The organism is Cyclobacterium sediminis, assembly GCF_054781075.1.
In genome coordinates, this window is record NZ_BAAGVC010000003.1 from 565,682 (window position 1) to 587,596 (window position 21,915).

Genomic DNA, 21,915 nt, shown 5'->3' on the forward strand with positions numbered 1-21,915 from the left:
ATTTATCTTTAAGCCTACTGGTCAGGTATTGCCTCTTTTTGTAAACTTTCCTTTTCCTTTGCTTCGGGGATAAGCTGCCCTTCAAAGAAGCCCCACTCTTCATTTTGTTGATCGCGAACTCTGTAGTATTGCTCAGCTTTGTGGGTAACTTCGAGGCTTTTGTCTCGGAAGTTTTCTTCGAAGTACTGCGGGGTGCAAGGGATGTTTTCATGTCTCAATTTTTTATGGATTCTGACTCTCATGGATGGATTTTGTTAGCGTAATTACATTTCGTTGATACCTGTCTATCCCTTTCTCAAGGGTTTCAATTTCTTTTTCCAATTCTTCTATTTCAGTGGAAGTCTGATTTCTTTTCTTGAGCTCCATGAGCTTCTTATTGTCTTCTTCAAGCTCTTCTTTTGCAAATTCTAGAAGTGATTGGTAGTCTTTAAGCAGTCTTTTTTGATCCATTGTCCAGGTCTTTATAGAGTTGACGATCACTGACCAGTTCGTCAGCAACGTTGTAGATATTTGTCCGCATTCTGATTTCGTTGCGGATCCAGTTGTGTGCGGAAAGGTTGTATATGGGGTTCATGATACCTCCCAGGCCTTTGGCCTTTTCCTGCCAGAATTTCTTTTTCTTCATGGCGAACTGATGGTCTTGCAATAGCTTGTCTGTGTTCATGGTGTCTTGGGATTAAATCAGGAGCCTGTGCCGGTCAGGCTCCTGTGGTTGATTGTCGATCAAACGTGGTAAGAACATTCCGGCAATGTCATATGAGGTTTTTTTCAAAGGCGAAGCGGACTAGCTCAGCCTTATTTTTGTAGCCTGTTTTTTCTCGGATATTTTTCATAAACACCCCGACCGTGAGGACTGATATTCCCATCCGATCTGCAATTTCTTTGTCTAGCAATCCTTCGGGAATAAGCTTAAGTACTTCGATTTCACGGGGAGTGAGGGTGCCGTATTTTGCTTTGAGTAGAGAGCAGATACGCCCTTCGAAAGGGCAAGAACCACGAAGCTCGCAGTCTATGTATTCGCTTTCCTGGAGCTTGCCTCCGATCATGTCTGGTGTGTTGTCCAGGGCGGAATAGCGACATTTGATGTACTGTGTGATCATTTCTGAGTCGGTGACAAATCCTGCATCGACTAATGCTTCTACAGCAACGGGGTTTTTCTCCATGTCTCTTAGGATTCCTTCATGCAGCCAATCGGGCCATTCGTTTGGTGGAGTGATTTTGGTGTCGATTATTGCGAATACTTTTTCGTCTTTTGCGAAAAACTCGACGTTTTTGTCAGCGATTCCAGCGGGTAATTTTCCGTTTTTGAATTCTCTCATTTGGTTTTTGTGGGGTTTATTTTTCATTGATTATCTCTTTTTGTCTCTTTTTGAGACTGTTGATCAATTTTTTGTTTTCCTCAATCACGTCCAAAGCTGCTTGGTGCACTTCCGGATTGTATTTGTGATTATTCTCCGAAAAAAAGCTCGAAATAGTTCTAGGAGAGAGACTTGTGCGTTTTTTCACCTTGGCAAAATAGCCGTACGGGAGGTTTTTTTTGAGCGATATTAGTTCGTCAGGAGATAGCATACTTGAATTTTGGTATAGCGTTTATTCTTATTTTGCGTTACTTGCGCAGTAAATGTGCAACAAATAAGAATGTAATGCAAATAAAATCGTCTCGAAATAAGAATTTTTTTTTAATGAACTTTGATATCATGAAAGTTCACAGAGGAGAAATCGTAAGAAAAAGGCTGGATGAGTATGCTAAGGAGCATGCTATAAGCATTTTGGCAATAGCAAAAAAAGCGGGTTACCACCAGTCAAGTGCCTACAGACATTTTGAAAAAGATGATCTGAGCTATCATATCGTCTATAAATACGGGAGGGCAATTGGACATGACTTTACTCAAGAATTTCCGGAAATGCTAACGCAGTACGGTTTCTCTGAAGAGGAAAGTAATAAGTACCAGTACAAAGACCTGGCGCAATGCGTGGCCGAAAAGGAACTTTGGCAGAAAAAATACATAGAGCTGCTAGAAGTCCACAACAAACTATTGATGGAGAAATTGGACAAAGACTAAGTCTTGTTTTTCACACGAAATTTATATTTAACTGGTTTATAGATGTTTATAAAGATGGAAATGTTCCGGCCCTGGGTACACCACAAGGCCAAAAATGGCCAGATTGTCGATTGGACATGGATTTTCGTTTCACACAAAATTCACAGAAAGTGTCCAAATCATCTTTAAGAGGTCTTTCACAAGCCCGCATGTCTCCTTTTTTTCACACGAAATTTAAAGGAAGTATGCGGGCTAGTGTTTTATGCAGGATCCGGTCTGACAGACCAAATAAACAGGGATTAGCTCCAGTATACCTTCAAGTAATCATCAACTCAAGTAGAACCACTATCCCATTAGGAGTTAGTTGGGATCTTAATTTTTTTGATAATAAGTCCGGAATTTTCCTTGATCGAAAACGAAATGATCAGGAGGCAAATGATTATAACATGCTGGTGAAAAAGGAAATCTCAAAAATAAATGAGATTTTCATGTATTACAGGCATTCTGATTTTGAACTTACGATTGATCAATTTCTAAAGGAATTTGAAAGATTTGGAGCAAAGAAAAATTTTCTAGATTGGGCGAATTTAGAAATAGAAGAGAGGTTCGAATTAAACAAAATAGCCCTTCAAACTAAGAAAAATTCACTTTCCAACCTTAAAAAAATAAGGGAATGGAAACCCGAAATAAAATTTTCAGAGATTGATTATGGCTTTCTTGAAAACCTGCAGGCTTGGTTAAAAAATGTAAAAGGTTATAAGCTTAACACAGTTGGTGCAATTCTTAAAACCTTAAAGGTTTATGCAAGAATCGCCCATGAATCAGGAATAGCTGTTAATATTGATAGTATATCAAAATTTTCTCTCCCTTCAGGGAAATCCAGAATCGTATACCTCACTGCAGAAGAACTGGAACGGGTAAAGAATTTTTACCAAAGCTCAGAAATCAAACCTTCAGAAAAACGAGTTTTAGGTCAATTTCTATTTTCGTGTAAAACTGGGCTTAGGTTTTCAGATATAGAACGAGTCACTTGGAGAGAAATTGATGGAGAAGTATTGACTTTCGAACCCTATAAGACTAGGAATATTGAAAAAAGAGTAAGCATTAGGATAGTGGAAGATGCTTTTCAATACATTGAAAACCAAAAAGGAAAGCTTTTCAATACTATGGCCATGCAACCAACCAATAGAATACTTAAAGAAATAGCATTTAAGTGTAAGGTTAGAAAAAACCTCACAACTCATGTAGCCAGACATACATTTGCTACAGATTTCTTGAGAAGGGGTGGCAAAGTCCAGGTTTTACAGAAACTTCTTGGTCATGCAAAAATGAGCACTACCATGATTTATGGCCATGTTGAAGAAAAGGAAATTTTTGACCAAATGCTCCTAATGCAAGACTAAATATTCTGCAAATCATAAACTTCCTGCATATTAGCCACAAGTGCGCTATACACTTTAGCAGCGAGTGTATTGCCTGGAAAGGCCGATGCAGGAAGGCTTTGCCAATACTGCAGCTGCGTAATAGTTCCTTCCGGGTAGATTCCATTTTCATTAGGATAAACAAAAACACCCGTCTCCGGATCAACCATAGAACCTCGAGTAGTGCTGGACCAAATACGGGTTTTGAATACTTCTGAATCATTTCTTTTTTGCGATTCTGATAGTGATGGATCATCGGCAATTACCTCTAGAACCGGCTTATCGAAATCACCATTTTCGTCTTTAGTCCAGAACTCAATCCTGATATATGCTCTCATCTCGAGGTCTTTCTCTATTTCCAACTTGTCATGCACCAGCTTGATTAGGTAGTCAGAATGTCTGTGTTTGATCTTGGTAGGGTTGGATAGTGTGTTCATGATGTTTGTCCTCCGTCTGTAATTGTCCAGTTATAGTTAGTTATTATTGAAGCTCTAGAAGCTGCGGCTGCAGCTGTATATTCCACCGAACCCATTGTTAATTTCACGCCATTATTGAGCGATTGTCCAGCAAGGGAATTGAGGAATAAATCATAATTTGTCGTTGAAAAAGAAGTTGTATTATTCATAAAGCCTAAACATGAGATAGCACTTTCAAAAGAAAGTCCGGAAACATCTTGATTGAAATCATAACACCTATTGAGCATATTCACAAAGGAGGAAAATAAGGATGTGTCCCAATTATTAATGGATGCATTGAAATTCTCACACCAAAAGAAACACCTTAACCCTGATGTTTGATTTGAAACATCCCAGTCATTCATTGAAGGAGAACCCGTAAAAGCAGTACACCCTCTAAACATGTCCACAAGAATCCTATTATACTTACTCAAATCAGGCACATCAGAAGCCGACAATTGAAGATTTTCGCAGCCATAAAAAGCAGATGTTCCAAGAAACGAACATTTTCCCCACTGTGAAATGCTTAAAATTTTCAATCTATCCCTAGTATTACCAAATCGGAAATCATGGATTTTACCATAAACCTTGATAGTATATATCCCTCCTGAGCTATAGGTATGCGTTGCATTAACATCATCGAATGATGTAATTCTGCTATGATTCCCATCTCCCCAGTCTACCAAAAGATTATACTCTTCCCCTGAAGACCTTAGAGGTAGCTGTATGGTAGATACCGGAGAGCTTCCGCTACTTATATTTTCTGTATTCCATTCCGAAATAAACGGGGTCTGTTGAGCGGCTAGGGTTGATCTGAAAAATTGATTAACTGTCCTCATAGCAGATCCTGGGTAATGGTGTAATTAACTGCTTTTACGTCTCCGGAACTATCCTTGTCTATGATGAAAAGGTAGTAATTGTCTTCATCTTTAAAATACTCGCCGGAAAGTAGCCGTTTACCCACTCCTGCCGGTGTGATGATGGTTGGTTCGGTGCTGTCGTTATGAAGTACTTTGGCCATGTTGCTATCATCTGCATAGGCGATGGCGATGGTGAGATTACCTGTAATAGGCGTGCCTGACAGCCCATAGGCCCGAGGTTTGTCAAACTTGATGGTATTACCGATGGATGGGACGTAGGATTTTCCATTCCAGGAATGGTAGGCATCGCCAGCCGGAAGGGCTGCATAGCCTTGATTGCCTAGCAAACTATCATCCTTAACATTGTTGGTTTTGACTCCGAGGTAGTTGAAAGTAACGGTCTGGAAGTAGGCGGTCTTTCGGACGTAGATCGATGCCTGGGTAGGTGAAGTCTGGACTATCACGAAGTCGCCTGACTTGGTGCTGATGTCCCTGGTCTGAATGCTGATCCTGTCGGGATCTATCTCGGTATCGGAGGCTCCGGTAACGAAATTGACCAATAACATTCCATTGAGCGGGCGGGCGTCAAATTCTGAATAGCTTGATGCCCAACCGACAAAAGAAAGTTTAAAGTCATAATAGGTGTTCTGACTTAAGGTCTGCCTCCATATCAAGGCAAACTCATTTGTTCTCCCAGTTTGGTTTTTAGTCTCAGGATCCACCTCATCCACTGGTGTGATAATAGCTTCCCCAGTATTTAATCTTAAGATAACATGGAGAGCCATTTCACCACTGGGCGGGTTTGGAATGATAGGGTCCTCATCTGGAGCACCGGCTTGATACCCAACTGTACTGGATGGTTGGGTGTATATTATATCAAACCTACTATACGGATCATCAGGAGCATCATTAAGTATTACAGGTCCTGAATAATTATAAACAATTCCATTCCTTACCCAGGAAGCCCCGTTTATTGTACCTGAGGTAGGGCTATTGATTTCAAAGCTACCAGGAGTAATTACCCTGTCTCCATTCGGTATTTCTAATTCATTTCTAAGAAAATCCAAAATAACAGAAAACGAAAGCCCATGCCAATCCTGCTTTCCGGCAACCTGTACCGGAAAAATGGCGTCTGTTGGGTCTTCGAGCATTGGGAAGAGCCACATGCGTGGGACCAAATAATAAAGCTCCTGGTCCGGCCCTACGATAACGAGCACATTGGAAGGCTGCTCTTCTATCCAATCCAGGTATATGACTTGGCGCGTATATACAAAAGTAAAATCAAATGCGATAAGGTCATACTGAGCTGCCTCGAAGCTAGGCTCTCTGGTGAGTATTCGCTTAAGCTCTACACCGTCCAAGTGGTACTTTTGGAGACTGGAAAAGAAATCCTGAGACCAGAAAAGCTGCTTTCTGCTACGGAAGTAGCCGGTGTTCTTTTCATAAGCTTTGTCCGGATTGACCTCGTACTCATGTTCGTATTCGTCAAAGAAAAGCCCTGAATCAAACTGCTGACTATTTAGTAGGGTCTTTTGTCCTGTGAAGCGGATGGTATCAATGGCTCCAAGGCTATTTTCAAAAACGAAAAGATCATTGTGCTCAAAGAAATTGTCTGTAAGTACATAACGCTGGTACCAAGTGTTTTCTCCACCCTCTCCATCTTCTACCCAAACGTCGAAGTACAGGGGCTGCTCCTCAAAGAGGGCGTGCATCTTTTCGAAGGATACATTGATAGTGCTGAGCTGATCTGCCGGGAGGGTGTAGGCCGTGGCTGTGCTGTCGGTATTGTCCTGGAAATAGCCTTTTACCTTCACCTCTAGTGCCTGCTGGGCGTAATAGCTGAGATACTCGGGATCAAAGTACTTGACCTGCTTGATCTGTGGCTGCCAAGTGAGCCAGTTGAGTGTGAGGAAATCTGAGGTTGTGAAATTTTTTCTATCCACACCTCCCTTAATAGCCCTGAAGGTAACCTCGGTGCCGTCTATATCACATACAATATCAGCCAATGCGTCGGCTTGATTGTATAGGTCTGCATCCGGTATGCGAACACTGAGTTGCTTTTCTATAAGATGCTTGAGCGTGATGCTGATATTACCATCTGCATCTGCTGTGTAGTACTCCTCCAAGATGTCAGTGCCGTCTGTGGATATGGTGACATCATGACCCGGGTCAGATGTGGTGAGGAGTATGTCCGGGATATTGCCGGCAAAACAGAGTGCTGAAGGAGCTTGTGTGACAGTGATGGCCATACTAGAATAATTTGAATTTTGGGAAAAACCGGAGACCTGCTATGATGATAAGTGCAGCGACGGCAATGCCTATGTATAGCCAAAAGTCTGGCTTTCGACTGACTTCCCTTTCCTGGTCATCGGAAGAGCTTTCGTCTGATGCTGCGCTGTCTAGCTGTGCAAAAGAGGCGCTGCTGTCTGAGCTGGTAAGGTCTACTTTGGTTTGATCTTCCTGTCTGGAGCTATCTCGATGATGGATCCTAATATTAGATGCTTCGCCCTCAAAGCTGCCATCAGGTGAAACTCTGAAAGTTCCCCTGGGAACAATATCAATGAAGGTTTGGGAGTAGTCGAGTCGGATACGTTCCTGATCGAAACTCCCCGTTGTTTGATTTGCTTGTTCATGACTTTGGATTTGATGGTGTTGGGATGTGGTGAGCTGGTGATCTTGTGATCTGGTGATGGCTTTCTGGGTGGTGCAGGCCAGGAAGCAGTATAATAGCGATATAACGAATATTAGTCTCATGATGAGATTATGATTTGGAAACTATCCGGAAGTAAACCCAGGAGTTTATTTTTGGTCTTGATGGAATTGAGCACATCGGGGAGCTGGTCTCCGTCTATGTCTAGCACCTGGTCCCCTACTGCTATGCATCCTCTGAGCTCATGCACATGGTTGGCTTCATGGATTAGGATGTAATCACGATTTGGAACATCTAATATGTGGAAGTGTCTACCGAAGGTTTCGCTTTTTCTCTTCTTTGCCTTGTAGATACCTGCAGGAATACAAGAAATATTCCTTTGGTTTCCTTGCCAAGGAAGCTCTAAGGTAAAACAGGTGAAAAGAATGGCGTTAAACTCATCTTTAACCAAGAGTTTGCCTATAATCTGTTTATCAGAGACCTGGTCCCTGATCAGAATTAGTGTGTTGTACTGATTTTTCTCCATCTTGACTGGTAAAATTCTGCGTAAGGTGTGTAAGATCACCGGTCTCATTGAAGCCCTTAAGCCGCTTTAGAATAAAGACCGGAACCAGTTTTTTGGAGACTTTACCCGCATTGGTAAGTACTGATATGGCTTCTTTGATAAGTATGGCAATGTATATGATGAACTTGAGGTATTCTCCGCCCGACATGGTTTGACCCGAAACAGTGAAGTTCTCTAAAACATGCCCCACTATAAGACAAGAACTATAAACAATCATTTTAATGAGGATATCTCCAAATTTTTCTTTTTCCACTTCCCTTTTAAATATGGCTAAGCCAAACCCTAAAACAGTATCAAGGCTTACTAGAACTGCAAGCCACATAAGGTAATCGAAATCATTAAAAATATAGGTCTGGAAAAAGGTGAATAGGGGAATTGTAATTATTGCCCACTTTCCCTTATCCAGTAAATCTACCAGAATGTCCCTCGTTTGTTGAAATACGTGGATATTCATTAGCCTGTGTGATTTATTGATAGCCTGTTGAGCCATTATAGAATATTGTTAATTTCAGTTCTAAAGTAGCCGGAAGTGGGTTGAAACCAAAGGACAAAAAAAATCCCCTGGTATTCCAGGGGAAGCTAATTCCATTCAAATTTCTTTGGATAAATTAAGAGAGTGATACAATTTGCCCACTTTCATCTTTTACACTAAAAGGCTCCAATCCAGAAATGGATTTTACCTCCAGATTTAATTGCTTTACCTCTTGTAAATTGGGTGTTTCAATTCTATAGGTAATAAAATAACACCTTTGGAGATTTTTCTTTTTTTTTAATGGCTTTTTGTTGAGCATAACAATAAAATTAAAAGGATCCCAGCGGCTGCTCAACAAAAGCCAAACGTATTGTACGAAGGATTGATGCCGCTCCAAACGGCTCCGCCGGGATTTATCCTATTTCTAGCATAAAATTGACTTCTGTACATAGTAAACATTTAACTTTTGTGAGCACCACAAAATTATTAAATATTACAATAATAAAAAGCATTACCCTGCTTAACTCAAACAAGTAGCATCCGAAGAACATGTTCCGCCGGTATTGACAGTTACGCCCAGAATAGGGTCTATTAGGATACCATCTACCTTTAGCACCGGGGCTGAAACAGAGCAAATAGCTACAGTGATGATAAAACCTTCCTGGGTGTAGAAATAAGAGTTCCAAGACCTTTCCTCCTGCTCTGCCCCCGGTCTCTGCCGCTGTACGGTGAGTGTTTGGGATTCGGTATCGAATACTTCAGTGTCTATCTCGATGGTGTAGCAGTCGCCAAGCTCGGGACCTATACCGCCTCCGGAACTGTCGGCAGATTCATGTCCATCAAAGATCCCCTCGATATCAGACTCAATCAAATCTATGGAGGCAGGCTCCATCTTGCGCTGACGGATGGTAAGCTCGATCTTTTCGATAAGGAAGTTGACACCCCGCAGGTGGACTTTTTTGCTCATATCCATGTTCTTGATATCTAGGGCACTGAGTGTGAAAAGACTGCTTACCTTTTTCTTTTTTGCCTGCATATAGTTCATATAGGCACGATGGTACAAATTAATCAAGCCGTATGGTCCCTCCCACTCCAGGGAGAGTCCTCCCTGACGCTCTCCATAAGCATTGTAATTATGCGGAGCCATTAATGGGTATCGGTTAGGGTTGTTTTCAGACCCTCCGGGAAGTTCGGTGTGCGTATCTTGCAGACCGTGAAAAAGACCTATATGCAGCTTGTCCGGACGAAGGAGTCTGTCACCCTCCCATACAGGTACATACCAGGAACCAAACTTGATACCGACATCATCATAATGATCTGCCCAGTATTCTTTTATAGACATGGTGACCGGTACCATGTTTGATTTCATCTCGAAACCTGAGGTACCCTCACCCCTGCCCATGGCTGAGCCTATAAGTTCATAATCAAATCTATCGGGAGTCCCAGAATTTGCCTTCTCTCGAAGGATCTTCTTGTAAGCCTCCTTGGTGGATGTGACGTAAATCTCCAGATCTTCCTCTCCACCCATAGGATACTGAAACATCTGGTGGATGGTGCTGACTACATTGTCATAGTCTGAAGGATTAATATCCGGAACAGCTTCCGCATAACCGTATGTATAGGTCTGGCCTTCCTGATCAGAGAGGGTAAGCCTTCCTATCTGTTTACCTGACCAGTTTACGGAATCGGTACCTGCAAGTACTGCCTCATTAGACCGGACCCTGAAGCGATTGCCGGCAGGATAGAGAGAATGACAGATTAATTTGAGTGATTCTTTGATAAGGTCGTTTGCAGGGAGCTGAGGGAGAAATGAATTGAGATAGAAATACCCTTCATTTTCATACAAATCGCTAGGGTACACATCAAGCAACATGGACTGATAACCGCTGTACCCCATTCTTTCCTTCCAGCGTGGATGAAAGGTACTGAGGAGAGTAAGTCGCTTAAGGTCTCCGGAAGCGAAAGGGTTTTGGTCCAGGCTATTCCCAAAGAAATGGTCGAAGATGTACCATATCTTAACAGCAGGGAAAACAATGGTGTGAGCTGTATTGACATCGTCAAAAAGCATGTACTCCTCATCCCTGGCATTAAAGAAATTGAAGTACATAAGATTGGCCGCCAGATTTCCACCCCATTCCGGGACGATTGCTTGATTTTCGAGCCTTGGCCACTTGATATCCTTGACGGCTACCGGTGGCGCCACGAACCTGGCATCCGGATTGGATAGCGTGCCTTGGATGGTCTCTCTATAGAAATATCCGTAAAAATCTGTGGAATAAAAATCATGAGAATCCCTCTCTCCGCCAAAGTTGAACTGCTCCATCTCTACATCGGGGAGGGATTTGCGCATTTCATCGGTGATGACAGAGCCACGAAAAAAGCACTTAATATTCTTCTCGAACTCCTGAACTACAAGTACCCCTGTGAGAATCTTGACGGTGGAGAAATAGATGTCGAACCCGTCGTATTCTTTGAAAGCTCCGTAAGTGTTAATCCTGTTTGGATGCAGGAATAGGTTAAGGTTGTGCCTGGTGGCCGGAAGCTCAAAGTTAAGGGAATGGGTGGAAGGAATTCGATCATTGTAGAAAAAAGGATTTTCATATATGAGATTGAGAGCGATGTCCGGGTTGTAATTAACGGGTACACCTTTGAGCAACATCTTAAGCATTACAGTTCAGTGTTGTTTTTGATTTCATTATAATCTTTTTCGGCTTCGTAGAATCCCCGCTTACCCAGTAGGCTAACATCTGCGCGGATGCCTTTGCTAATCTGCTTTTGAAGGATGTTCATCAGGTCATTGTTTCGCCTGATCAAATCCATTACCTCAGGATCCGGCTGTATAGAAGGAACAGGTACCGGACTCTTTTTCCTAGAATAACCTCCCCGTTGTCTTCCCGGAAGTGTGAAGAGCTCCATGCGTTTGGCCATTACCTTTTCCAAATTGATAGAGGAAATAGTACCGTTTCGCTGTGCGGTGTCGATGGCGTCGAGTACCGGACGGATGGTTGGGTTCTGGTAGGCTTCATTATTGGCGACGAATTCCGTTCCATTTTCACCCACCAAAACCTTTGGCTTGTCAACGAAACCAGACCTGATGAAACCCCGAGAACGGAACATTTTTTTATCCTGGCTTCGTACCACATCCATGTACCCCCCATCTTCTGCCCCGGGTATCTCCGGAAGTGGTTCGTTTCGGATTTTGGCGATTTGCAATAAGCCCATGCCCCCGATGATACCTGCAAGGATAGGCCCCATGACCGGTCCCGCTGTGAGTGCGGAAGTAACAGCCTGGGCAGTGTTGACGATAGCGGCCATAAGCGCAACATTGCGCTCACGCTTCGCCTGATTACGCTCATGAACCGCCGTCTTCTTGTCTAATTGCAGATTGAGTTCGTCAATCTGTTCGTTGTATTCGTCCTGAGAGATAACCCCCTGGTCTAGTCGTTTCTTGAGCGATGCCTGTTTTTGGTCATTGACCTGCTTGTATTCCTGAAGCTCCTTGCGTTCACTTGCTGCTTTGAATTCATTGTATTGCGTCCAGATCTGTCCGAGCGCATTGGCAGCCTGGGCGATGTCGTCCATTCGGGTCTTGCCACCCTCAAGCCTGGTATAAAAAGCATCCCAGTCCTCAGCAGAGAAACCAAGCACATCGACACCTGAATTTCTAAGCCCTTCGTCCTCTGCTATCTCAGTGCCAGACTTCAGTCCAAGCTCACTAAGCTGTTCCTTAACATCTGCAATTCGATCAGCAAGAACTTGGCGCTCCTCTTCAGAAAGCAGCTTGTCTGCAAGGTCGAGACCTTCGACCTCACCACCAGCCATAAGGGAATTGAGCTGAGCCATGAGGCCCTGCAAATGCTCCTTGACCATCTGCTCCTCATCACGGATGAATTTCTTGTCTACTTCCTTTTGTGCCTGTCGTAGGTTTTTGAGACCGTCCAGTGCTTCCTGGGAAAGATCATCCTGAAGGAGTGCTTTGGCATCTTCGAGGGTTTTGATCTCCTTGTACTTCTCATTATTGAGCGTGCGGAGCTGCTGCAGCTCTCGTTCGAATCTCGATTGATTGTTTTGGATAAAGCCTTCAACCGCCTCAGCATCCAGTTGGTTGATATTGTTGTAATATTGCTCCTGAAGGGCTTCTCGGACGGTATTTTCCTCAGCTGTTAGCTCTGTGACATCTTTGCCATAGATTCCAGCTTGCCTAAGCCTTTCCTCATAAGCGAGTTTTTCCTGCTCTACGAGAGATTTTTGGCCGTCGATGATTTTTTGGCGGTATTCAGCTTGCTGTTGGAGTTGCTTTTCCAGGTTTGATTTGGAATTGGTTTTGGGCTTATTTGACCCTCCATTTGTAGTAGTTGTAGTGGTGGTGTCATCTTTGATGACAGGGTTTACCTTTTTGTTTAGATCAATGTTTTTTTGAATAAAATCAGTAAGCAACTCTTCCTGTGCCTGAAAATCAGCCTCCATGGCTTCCCTATTCTCTTTCCTGTACTGCTCACGAACATCATTGACCAAGGCTTCTTCATTACCGAAGCTCAATACCGCTAATTTTGTTTTTTGCCAAAAACTAAGCTCCTCAGCCTGCCCGGTCTTCAATGCCTCGATTCGTTTCTTCTGAAGATCTACCAGTTCATCTTCAGCAGCCTGTACTAATGCTTTCTTAAGCAGAGAAGCAATGTAAGCGTCAGTAGCTTCTGTAGCTTTCTTGGTGTTAATTGTCTCCAGGGAAAGATTGCCCAGGTATTGAGGGGATAATTTTTGAAGCGCTTGAATTGCTTTCAGTCTATCTTCATCAGACCTTGTCTTGTCTCTAGCCACTGCAAGCAATCTTTCCATTTCAAGTTTTTCCCGAACTATGGATTTTTCAGCACTTACCTGAATATCATTCAATTTCCGTTGTGCTTTTTCAGCTGAAGTTAATCCCTTGCTATATTGATAAACTCCCACTCCTACAACAGCTATTATTGAAGCCAGTGCCACCCAAGGATTAATTTTTGCTACTGAGTTAAAAACCCTCATGGCTTGTGTCGCTCCTTTAATATTGCCAGCTAATACCATTTGCGCAGCGGAAAGCAATTGAGTAGATGCTAGCATGGCATTGTCCCAAAATACCTTTAGCTTAGCCTGTATAATTGCAATTTTGGTATAGGAATTACTTACAAGCAATGCAGTGCTATAACTTACCAAGGCTACAGTTAGGAGTGAAAGAACTCTCCAATTATCACTTACGAAATCAAAAAGTACAGATAAAATCCTGACAAAATAACTAAAGCCATTGGTACTTACTGTCATCACAGGCAATAGCTTTTCACCTAACTCAACAACCATGTTTTGAAGGCCCTTTCTTGCCTTATCCAATTGTGCCTGAGCTGTCTCATTCTTTAATCCAAACTCTTCTGTTAGGCTAGTACCCTTTTCAAATGCCTGGTTAGATAATTCCTGCTGTTCTCTTAATAGTTGAGTATTATTAGCCAATGAACCTAAAACCCCAATCACCCTGCCTCCATCTTGGCCTAAATCACCAAGTGTTTCGGACAAACTGGTTAGCCCATCACTATTTCTTTTAACACCTTCCAATACCCTGATAAAAGCTTCATTGGCATCCGTATCCAACAACTCTTTAAAGGCTTTCACATCCATCGATGCATACTTGGCAAAGGCATCCGAATTTTTGGCCATTTCTAAAAACAATTTGGATAGGGCTGTTGTGCTAACCTCTGAGGTTTGACCGAGACTATCCAAAGTTGCAGCCATCCCCATTAATTTGGTTATATTAATATCTGCCAACGGTCCAACACCAGCCATTCTTCGTGTAAACTCTACAATATAGCCTTCGTTCGCAGTTGTGGCCATTCCTAACTGATTGATCGAAGAGCCCACTTTTAAAAGGGCTTGTTCAAGAGGTATATCCTCAGAAACCTTGAAAATATCTACTAATTTGCCTACTTGAGTAATGGCAGATTCAACATCTCCTCCTAGATCTTCAGATAGGGCTACACCTATCTGATCAGCAGCTCTGACAAACCCTAAAATATCTTCTTTGCCTTGTATACCTAGTTTTCCCGCCACTCTAGCAAGGCCCAGTAAATCATTCTGTGATGTTCTACTATCAATTTTCTTTAATTCTTCATTCAACTCACGAACCTCAATCTTGGTAAGGTTGGTAGTTTTCATTACATCGGCTAGCTTATCATCAAATTCTGCAAAATCATTTATTGTTTTCCTTATACCACTAATAGCGGCTATTAGTGAAGCAAAACCTGCAGTCATTACGCCAATGTAATGATTAAACCTTCCTGCCATTTTCTGTAGAGAACTACCAGTTTCCCTTGCACGCCCATTTAATTCCTGGTATCTGGTATTTACCTGATTCAATCGTTTTTCATGCTCAATCCATTGTTTGGTATATGGCACCGCCAAATCTCGCAGCCTCCTGATCCGGTACATCTCTCTTCTAAGATCGACCAATGACATCTTATTAACATCGACCTGAGAACGCAAGGATTGCAATCTACTTTGAGCTAGGCTTAGGGCTTTATTTTTATCTTCGATGGCTTGGGTTACAGCTTTGTACTGTTCAGAATTCAATTTACCTGACCTACGAAGTTTCTTTTCGGAACGCTCAAGAGCTTGTAATTCTTTATTTGTGTCCTTTACTGCTCGTTCAAGCTCCCCTATTTCTTTTTGGCCGCGATCACCATTGACTACGATATTAAGGACTAGATCCTCATCCCTAAGTTTTTTACCCATGGCTATTCTCTATTTCACGTTTAATTCCGTCCATAACCTCCTTTGTAAACTCTACCATCAACCTATTCGCAATCACATAATAATGCCCAAAAACAAACCTGTTATGTATAGGGTAATTACGCTTTCTGATCCTCCTTCCATTTTTTATTTTTGGATTTTTTCTTAGGTCTAGAAACCTTTGATAAGCCTTGTGCTTAAATCTTAATTGGCCATCCATTCCACTCTCTGTACTTATTTTAAAGTCCCTTTCTCTTTCCAGTAGACCAGTATGGAAGTGCAAAAGCTTCCTCATTTCTAGACCCTGATTCCTTTCTAGTCGCTGAGACTCTTCTCTGAGTATTTTTTGAACGAATGCCTTTTTTATAATTACCCCTTCCAAACCTTTATTTTTTTTACTAAACTATCTTTCCCTATTAGCTTTACAAAGGACAATGTATTGGGGCTTTTCTGCCGAACCAGGCTATCCATTCATAGTCCTCGACTTTTAAGAAGTCTGTGGGCTAACCATTGCTATCCTTAAGCCAAGATCTAATTCATAACCCTAGGGCATAATTTAATTAATGGTGGGATTTTATGGGTTTTTAGTGTTAATGGTGGGATTTGGATTGGTATAGTTAGAGGCCTTATTTTTATTAAGAGGGGGCGGGGGATCATATATCCTTTTGAAAACCAAGATTTGCAATTGCAAACCAATGTTGGGGCGGAGTCGGGGTCAATTCTGACTGAATTACTTTTAAAAAAAGTAACCAAAACCTTAAACCACTGAAATTCAGTTTTTTAAATAATTTTACAGTGTCAAAAACACCACATTTTTAGCCTTTTTATAGGCCTATTTGGCCTTTTCATTAGAAAAAAGAGGTAAAATTTTATTTAACCCTATAGTCATTTAATACACCCTAAGCACAAAGACATTTACCCATAACATACTAATAAACAGGTTTTAACATGTTTGAAATATATAAATATTTGCCTATATTTATACATCAAATCAAACGAAATAACACCTTTAAATTTTCTAAAAATGAAAAATCAAACTAAAAGTAAAGTGATGGAAGTAAGCAAGACAAACGAACAGCCTAAAAAGTCAGGCAAGCCAACCATAACACAAACCAACGAAGTAGAAAAACTAAAAAAGGAAATCGAAAAATTGAAAAGCCAATTGGACCTCCAACCCGAAAGCTTAGAAGAAAAGATAAAATTTTTCCAACAAAAACAAGAAATGATAAAACGTCTCAGACTTCTAAATGACTATGCCGAAAACCTTTTAAATGTTCAGGAACAAATTAATGAATCATTAAAAGAAAACGACGTCTTCTTATCAGATCATTTTCAATTAAAAATCCAATACAAACAAAATTCTTATGGTTCCCCAAAAGATGTTTTAACCATTGCCCACCCAAAATTAATTGGAGATGTTCTAGGCTTCGCCATTGGTAAAATTCAGGACAAAAGAACAGAAATTCAAAACCAAATCAATGCCTAAAATGGAGAAACCACAAAACCCAAAAAGAGCTGAATTAATAGCTTTAAGCAACGAAGCCAAGGAACTCAGGGGAACGATGGAAGAAGCATCCGAAACCGAAAATGAAGCCCTTTTTTGGGCTTCTAAAACCATCAATTATATGTTGCTAAACCATATGTATAATACTGATGGAGCCACAGAGTTTAATACCTTCAAACAATGGAAAGAGCAAGGAGCAACAGTAAAAAAAGGATCCAAAGCTTTTTTAGTATGGGGTCAACCCATTTACAAAAAAAATGACGAGGATAAGGAAGAAGAAAACCCAAATGACCCCGAGGCAGAATATAAATATTTTCCGCTTTGTTACCTGTTTTCTGATAAGCAGGTAATTACCGCCGAAGAGCTAAGCCAAGAACGGGAACAAACCAAAAAAGAAACGGTTTCAAAAGCCCAAGAACCCACAGAAAAATTTTTCAATTCCGTTAAACTAGACATTGTATTATAATGAAAACTTTAAGAGAACCCGCACAAACTTTATTGACCTCTGGAAAAATGGCACTAAATGACAAAATGCTATTTTCTACAGCCTTTCAATTGCCAGACCAAACAGTAAATGAAATTTTTGATATGGCAAAAAATGAACTAGCAAATATTGCCAAACTTTCCTTTCATGACCTAATGAAGTTTAAAAACATCGGAGCAAACAAAGCGGCTTCAATTGTGGCCAGCTTTGAAGTAGGGAGAAGAAGATATAAAATAGATCCTGCAAAAGCATTTAAAATTCAATGCTCAAATAATGCCTATGAATACATTCGGCCATTTCTTTTAGATGAACAACAGGAGCATTTTTATATTCTAATGCTTAACAGAGCTAACAGGGTAATAAATCACAAGCTTATAAGTTCCGGAGGTACAGCGGCAACCGTGGTAGATTCCAAGCTAATTTTTAAATCTGCTATTGAGAACTATTCACAGGCCATTATATTAATTCATAACCACCCTAGCGAAAATTTAAAACCTTCAAAGGCTGATATTGCTATCACAAAAAAACTTGTAAATGTAGGTAAGGAACTGGAAATGCCCATTTTGGACCATCTGATTTTTGCCAATAGTGGCTATTACTCTTTTGCGGATGAAGGATTAATTTAATTTACTTTTATTACTTAAACGCGAACTACTTACTAAGTAGGTAGTTTCGCGCGCTGGAATCGGAATTTTTCCCCAGTCCCCCGACATCCGTCGGATTTTTTTTTACAAAAAATTAATACTACCGTATAGGATCTGGGGAAAAATGGATGTGTTGGTCTGCTTTTGCCCTTCAACATTTCTCCCCACCTGCTACAATAAATGTTGAATGGAAAAAGGCTTGACTGTAAAAACTGATTACAAAGATACCCCAATCAATACACCTCATTTTTTCACATATTTATTTAATATTTTGATTACTGCGCTAGACAAACTTTCGGATGTATATGCCCTACCTATTTTCTTTTCGTCTGATGTAATTTCATTTATTATCTCTTGTTTTATGTAATTAGGCATTTTACTACCTATACCTCCCATTTTTATATGTAATTTATCTAAAACTGAAGAAAAATGGTTTGATCTTAATGATTTTATGAAATCAATAAGGTTTTTATGAAATTTCATCATTAACTCATTTGCGAAAAAGTAAATCTGTTCGTTATCTTCAAGTTTATTTGTAGGGGCGGAAAAAATTTCATTCTGTATTCCGAAGAATTTTTTGTGTAAAAAGTCATTATAATTATCATTAAAAGAAAAGAACAAAATATACTCCCAGATTAATAGGGAATATGGATTTTTAGAGTTAGGGTAAAAATGAAGGTATGTTGGAGCTTCCTCTGAAAAACCAGGTGATCTAAACAATTTATATGATATTTTTTTTGCAAATTTTATCCTTTTCAATTGATTTAAGTCTATTTTATTTAAATCCAGCTTTAAAGTTTCAGAAAGTATTCTTCTAAGAATTTCACTCTGTTTATGGGTAAGGCTCATTCCCGCCACTCCGCAAATAGATAGTCTCCAAATTAAACTTGACCAAAAAAGAAAACCATAACCCGAATTAATATCTGAAGAATAATTAATATCATCTGTTTTTGGTAAGGTTTGAGAGTATCTTCCTTCAATGACTGCTAGCTTCTTCTCACAATCTGAACAGAATATATTATCAATTATTAACGAATGCGAATTTTCACTTAGCTCTTTTTCCGTAAGATCTCCATAAACATCCTCCAGTTTTTCCGGAAGCACTTCTCTACCAAAATAGGATTTTGTATTGGCTTTATTAATAACGAACCCAATTTCATACCCTCTCCCGGTTTTACCCTTAATATTTTCAATTCGTTTTAGAAGAAAATGGGGTACAATATGAGATCCTGTTTTATCAGCTGTGTTTAGCTTGCAAAGCTTACAAATTGTAGTCATCTGTAAAAATATGTCAAATGATCATTTTGATGAGAAGGCATTCTTTAATCTTTACAACAATTTTTATCGTAAAAATTCATATTACTTTATTAACCTCAACTTTCCTAAAACTCCACTCCTTATACTCAAATGGAAACTTTTTGGACTTGATGTATTCATAAGAAAATTCAGGATGGTGTTCACACAAAAGTTTCAGATTCGACCAAAATTCTTCTTTTCCGCCAGTTTTGATTACAATTATATTTCTGAAAGAACCCATATACAAATATAACCATATATTTATATATAAAAAAGCACAGTTTTCGCCGTGCCTAGGATCCTATTAAGATGGTTTTAAAAGTTCGGATCACTCAATACGAAAACACTTTATCTTTCCACACTCTTTGCAAATTTCAACTATTACCCTGCCATCAAATTGACTCCTCTCACACTTTCTAAAATGACAAAGACATGGACCAGCCATTCCAACCTCCGAATATATTGTATTCCGGATCGATCGGTATATTTTCAGAGCTAAGTTGCCAAAATGGGCCGCAGCCTTCTTCAAAACTTTCAAGTACTTTGCTTCTAATTTCCAGGGTGATTGCCTGTGTTTTTTCATATTGATCAAGTTCCTCAACTTTAGTTTGACCTGTCCATCCTTTGCTAAGCACAAAAAATAAAGCACTATGATTATCTGAAATGCTCGAGGGATCAGATCCTGACGCTGTTGTTGATGGAATCACGGCCACCAGCTGTATCCCCCTTTCGTCCTTTAGTGCATTCACAGCATGATTGTCCTGTGCTACTAGGTGATGTTTCACCAATTCATGAATTTCATCCACCCAGTTTTCACATATCGTATTGTAATCTCTAATGCCTATCATTTTCGGGACTTTCTTTTGATCTCTTCATTTTGCTCGTGGCAATCTTTCATATACAACAGCACATCATATAGCCCCATTTTGTCTGTTTTTTCAACATCCCCAAAGGGACCCTCCTTTGCAACTTGATGTAGTATTGTCACCCAACCACTTCCTGCAGGTCTACGACCTTCCGTTTCTTCACCGGAAAAAAGCCCTGAGAAGTTTACCACTTCACCACCTAGTATTAACTCTTCTTTTTGTATATAATTAATCATAAAAGTGAACCACAGCAAAACAGCCGTTTTCCACACCTGAGAAACTTCTTTGAAATAAACTGCATTCATCTCTATTCTTGCCCTGTTAAAAGGCTCTCTAATACTTCCATCAAAATCATCCCTTTTTCTAATTAAGTCATAATCCATCCGCTCCGGACGGTAAAGACATGCCAACATTCTATTGAGGTCACTTGCCTCTTTTGTCCGGAAAAATTCTTTCATTTCTTCTAGAGCCGCTCTGAACTCCCCAAAACTCAGATTAGCCAATAAATCTTGCGGGCCATGAAGCCTGGTCTTCCCGGATTGTAATAGGGGAAAATGATTATAGATTGTATTATAACAGATTTCAGTTTGGCCCTCATCATTTTTTTTAAACATAAAGCCACACAGCTGCTCTGCTAGCAAAACCACCTTACTGTTTTTTTCATCATACATTTCCTTACTCATCACCCTTTCCACAGCCACAGCCCTCACATTTCTTTTGATTTCTGCTAAATGATAAAAGCACCTTACCTTAGCTTCATCCATACTTATAACACCTGAAGTACACATTACCGCCTGTTTTAGGCAATAATGCAACTGCCCCGAATCCATTTCGTCCCAGTGAGAAGGGATTTCAAGGCGAATATTCCTTTCTGATAATTCGAGGATATTCATGTCCGGAAGAATTTATCAGTCTCTTCGTTATTCGGCAACAATTGAAATTCTCCGGACGAAGGATCCGCCTGTTGCAGCCAAAGCTTTACATCATCAAAAATATCTGAGGCATCATCTTCCAATCGCTTCACTTGGTATTTGATCACCTCCAGAAGAGCCGCCTGACTAGCACCTCTCCCTTCTGTTTCACTCATAAATTGCTGCACCACTCCTTCAGGAAGCACCTGCAGGGAGAGGCGCTTCACAGCTTTTACCATCACCAAAAGAGGGATTGCTTTTTGAACCAGCTTCAATAGCTCTTCCAATTCACCATTATTTACAGATGGTATACCTGCCAGTCCTGATCCACTCCCTTCATTTAACTCCAAATGGTAAGCCATAAGATCAGCATATTTACTGCCAAGGGCTTTTTTGATTTCGCGTTCCTGAACTTCTTTATTCCATGCCAATGTGGTATAAAAAAATCTTGGACTTTGATCAATGGGGTAAGCATCCTGAAAGATTTCCTCATTCCATACAAACAGTTCCCTAGCTATCTTTCTATTCTGACTTTCAAGCCATTCCGGAATCCTTTTTTCTTCTAACCAGGAAATCAACATATCGGTAGTTTTATTCCCCTTGCTTACTTGCGCACGGTCATCCCTGTCCAACATCCACTCCCATGGCACCTTTTCGTTTTCCGGATCTAGTTTTAGTTTTCTGCCTGCATCCTCATGAGAAACAATATTTGACTGGTAGTAATTGTACGTAGCTCTATAGCCAATGGGGATCTGCAGCATTAATACCAATTGATCATTGATTTTTTGGGCTGCAGTAGGGTTTGTTGTCTGGTATTCATTGCCCATATAATGATCATGCGCCCTGTCGTATATACCTTGGCCAACAAGCTTGATTATTGCATGCTCGGCCAGCATCACATCTGTAGCGATCCGATCAAATTTATTATTTGCGTAGTAGGATCCTGTCCGATCCCTAAGCTCCACTGCTCCATTATTGGCTTTATTAAATAACATGTA

At 40.5% G+C, this 21,915-nt stretch carries 24 protein-coding genes; 5 read left to right on the forward strand and 19 right to left on the reverse strand.

Annotated features, from left to right (window positions below):
- Window positions 1-14 precede the first annotated feature (14 nt).
- From ACYVHJ_RS04720 to ACYVHJ_RS04740, 5 genes are all read right to left on the reverse strand, one after another.
- Window positions 15-242: a hypothetical protein gene (locus ACYVHJ_RS04720; RefSeq protein WP_460512999.1), complete on the reverse strand. Its 228-nt coding sequence runs from the start codon at window positions 240-242 to the stop codon at window positions 15-17.
- Window positions 223-450 (reverse strand): hypothetical protein, encoded by a 228-nt coding sequence (locus ACYVHJ_RS04725; RefSeq protein ID WP_460513001.1) that lies wholly within the window; start codon window positions 448-450, stop codon window positions 223-225. The genes ACYVHJ_RS04720 and ACYVHJ_RS04725 overlap by 20 nt, the downstream gene beginning before the upstream one ends.
- Window positions 428-664, reverse strand: coding sequence for a hypothetical protein (locus ACYVHJ_RS04730; protein WP_460513003.1), 237 nt, complete (start codon window positions 662-664; stop codon window positions 428-430). Before ACYVHJ_RS04730 ends, ACYVHJ_RS04725 begins: the two co-directional genes overlap by 23 nt.
- Window positions 665-752: 88 nt before the next feature.
- Window positions 753-1,346 carry a response regulator transcription factor gene (locus tag ACYVHJ_RS04735; protein WP_460513005.1) on the reverse strand — a complete coding sequence of 198 codons (594 nt, stop codon included), beginning with the start codon at window positions 1,344-1,346 and terminating at the stop codon, window positions 753-755.
- Window positions 1,336-1,569, reverse strand: a complete 234-nt coding sequence (locus tag ACYVHJ_RS04740; RefSeq protein WP_460513008.1) for a hypothetical protein — start codon at window positions 1,567-1,569, stop codon at window positions 1,336-1,338. Before ACYVHJ_RS04740 ends, ACYVHJ_RS04735 begins: the two co-directional genes overlap by 11 nt.
- Window positions 1,570-1,697: 128 nt before the next feature.
- On the opposite strand from ACYVHJ_RS04740, the gene ACYVHJ_RS04745 reads away from it, so the two are divergent.
- Together ACYVHJ_RS04745 and ACYVHJ_RS04750 are read left to right on the forward strand one after the other, a co-directional pair.
- The gene (locus tag ACYVHJ_RS04745; RefSeq protein ID WP_460513010.1) at window positions 1,698-2,063 is read left to right on the forward strand and encodes a hypothetical protein; all 366 of its coding nucleotides are present in this window, start codon (window positions 1,698-1,700) and stop codon (window positions 2,061-2,063) included.
- Entirely contained in the window at window positions 1,970-3,445 is a 1,476-nt protein-coding gene (locus ACYVHJ_RS04750; protein ID WP_460513012.1) for a site-specific integrase, read from the forward strand. Before ACYVHJ_RS04745 ends, ACYVHJ_RS04750 begins: the two co-directional genes overlap by 94 nt.
- On the opposite strand, the gene ACYVHJ_RS04755 is transcribed toward ACYVHJ_RS04750, so the two are convergent.
- The 10 genes from ACYVHJ_RS04755 to ACYVHJ_RS04800 all read right to left on the reverse strand — a co-directional run bounded on the left by ACYVHJ_RS04755 (window position 3,442) and on the right by ACYVHJ_RS04800 (window position 15,594).
- Window positions 3,442-3,900: a hypothetical protein gene (locus tag ACYVHJ_RS04755; protein WP_460513014.1), complete on the reverse strand. Its 459-nt coding sequence runs from the start codon at window positions 3,898-3,900 to the stop codon at window positions 3,442-3,444. The genes ACYVHJ_RS04750 and ACYVHJ_RS04755 overlap by 4 nt on opposite strands.
- Window positions 3,897-4,757, reverse strand: coding sequence for a BspA family leucine-rich repeat surface protein (locus ACYVHJ_RS04760; protein ID WP_460513016.1), 861 nt, complete (start codon window positions 4,755-4,757; stop codon window positions 3,897-3,899). Before ACYVHJ_RS04760 ends, ACYVHJ_RS04755 begins: the two co-directional genes overlap by 4 nt.
- Complete coding sequence (locus tag ACYVHJ_RS04765; RefSeq protein WP_460513018.1) at window positions 4,754-7,027, reverse strand: hypothetical protein; 2,274 nt, start codon at window positions 7,025-7,027, stop codon at window positions 4,754-4,756. Before ACYVHJ_RS04765 ends, ACYVHJ_RS04760 begins: the two co-directional genes overlap by 4 nt.
- A 1-nt stretch (window position 7,028) precedes the next feature.
- The gene (locus ACYVHJ_RS04770) at window positions 7,029-7,532 is read right to left on the reverse strand and encodes a hypothetical protein (RefSeq protein WP_460513020.1); all 504 of its coding nucleotides are present in this window, start codon (window positions 7,530-7,532) and stop codon (window positions 7,029-7,031) included.
- Entirely contained in the window at window positions 7,529-7,954 is a 426-nt protein-coding gene (locus tag ACYVHJ_RS04775; RefSeq protein WP_460513022.1) for a DUF5675 family protein, read from the reverse strand. Before ACYVHJ_RS04775 ends, ACYVHJ_RS04770 begins: the two co-directional genes overlap by 4 nt.
- Window positions 7,902-8,447: a phage holin family protein gene (locus ACYVHJ_RS04780; RefSeq protein WP_460513024.1), complete on the reverse strand. Its 546-nt coding sequence runs from the start codon at window positions 8,445-8,447 to the stop codon at window positions 7,902-7,904. The genes ACYVHJ_RS04775 and ACYVHJ_RS04780 overlap by 53 nt, the downstream gene beginning before the upstream one ends.
- A 154-nt stretch (window positions 8,448-8,601) precedes the next feature.
- Window positions 8,602-8,784, reverse strand: a complete 183-nt coding sequence (locus ACYVHJ_RS04785) for a hypothetical protein (protein ID WP_460513026.1) — start codon at window positions 8,782-8,784, stop codon at window positions 8,602-8,604.
- A gap of 201 nt (window positions 8,785-8,985) precedes the next feature.
- Complete coding sequence (locus ACYVHJ_RS04790; protein WP_460513028.1) at window positions 8,986-11,133, reverse strand: hypothetical protein; 2,148 nt, start codon at window positions 11,131-11,133, stop codon at window positions 8,986-8,988.
- Window positions 11,133-15,215 (reverse strand): phage tail tape measure protein, encoded by a 4,083-nt coding sequence (locus ACYVHJ_RS04795; RefSeq protein ID WP_460513030.1) that lies wholly within the window; start codon window positions 15,213-15,215, stop codon window positions 11,133-11,135. The genes ACYVHJ_RS04790 and ACYVHJ_RS04795 overlap by 1 nt, the downstream gene beginning before the upstream one ends.
- Window positions 15,208-15,594 carry a hypothetical protein gene (locus tag ACYVHJ_RS04800; protein WP_460513032.1) on the reverse strand — a complete coding sequence of 129 codons (387 nt, stop codon included), beginning with the start codon at window positions 15,592-15,594 and terminating at the stop codon, window positions 15,208-15,210. The genes ACYVHJ_RS04795 and ACYVHJ_RS04800 overlap by 8 nt, the downstream gene beginning before the upstream one ends.
- 642 nt (window positions 15,595-16,236) lie before the next feature.
- On the opposite strand from ACYVHJ_RS04800, the gene ACYVHJ_RS04805 reads away from it, so the two are divergent.
- From ACYVHJ_RS04805 to ACYVHJ_RS04815, 3 genes are read left to right on the forward strand one after another with little or no spacing between them, the layout of a single operon-like run.
- On the forward strand, window positions 16,237-16,698 hold the full coding sequence (locus ACYVHJ_RS04805; protein WP_460513034.1) for a hypothetical protein: 462 nt from the start codon (window positions 16,237-16,239) through the stop codon (window positions 16,696-16,698).
- Window position 16,699: 1 nt separating this feature from the next.
- Window positions 16,700-17,182, forward strand: a complete 483-nt coding sequence (locus tag ACYVHJ_RS04810; protein ID WP_460513036.1) for an ArdC family protein — start codon at window positions 16,700-16,702, stop codon at window positions 17,180-17,182.
- Complete coding sequence (locus ACYVHJ_RS04815) at window positions 17,182-17,826, forward strand: JAB domain-containing protein (RefSeq protein ID WP_460513038.1); 645 nt, start codon at window positions 17,182-17,184, stop codon at window positions 17,824-17,826. Before ACYVHJ_RS04810 ends, ACYVHJ_RS04815 begins: the two co-directional genes overlap by 1 nt.
- Window positions 17,827-18,087: 261 nt before the next feature.
- On the opposite strand, the gene ACYVHJ_RS04820 is transcribed toward ACYVHJ_RS04815, so the two are convergent.
- The 4 genes from ACYVHJ_RS04820 to ACYVHJ_RS04835 form a co-directional block, all read right to left on the reverse strand.
- The gene (locus tag ACYVHJ_RS04820; protein WP_460513040.1) at window positions 18,088-19,122 is read right to left on the reverse strand and encodes a hypothetical protein; all 1,035 of its coding nucleotides are present in this window, start codon (window positions 19,120-19,122) and stop codon (window positions 18,088-18,090) included.
- Window positions 19,123-19,556: 434 nt separating this feature from the next.
- Window positions 19,557-19,988 (reverse strand): hypothetical protein, encoded by a 432-nt coding sequence (locus tag ACYVHJ_RS04825; RefSeq protein WP_460513042.1) that lies wholly within the window; start codon window positions 19,986-19,988, stop codon window positions 19,557-19,559.
- Window positions 19,985-20,899 (reverse strand): hypothetical protein, encoded by a 915-nt coding sequence (locus tag ACYVHJ_RS04830; protein ID WP_460513044.1) that lies wholly within the window; start codon window positions 20,897-20,899, stop codon window positions 19,985-19,987. Before ACYVHJ_RS04830 ends, ACYVHJ_RS04825 begins: the two co-directional genes overlap by 4 nt.
- Window positions 20,896-21,912 (reverse strand): DUF6712 family protein, encoded by a 1,017-nt coding sequence (locus ACYVHJ_RS04835; RefSeq protein ID WP_460513046.1) that lies wholly within the window; start codon window positions 21,910-21,912, stop codon window positions 20,896-20,898. The genes ACYVHJ_RS04830 and ACYVHJ_RS04835 overlap by 4 nt, the downstream gene beginning before the upstream one ends.
- Window positions 21,913-21,915 lie beyond the last annotated feature (3 nt).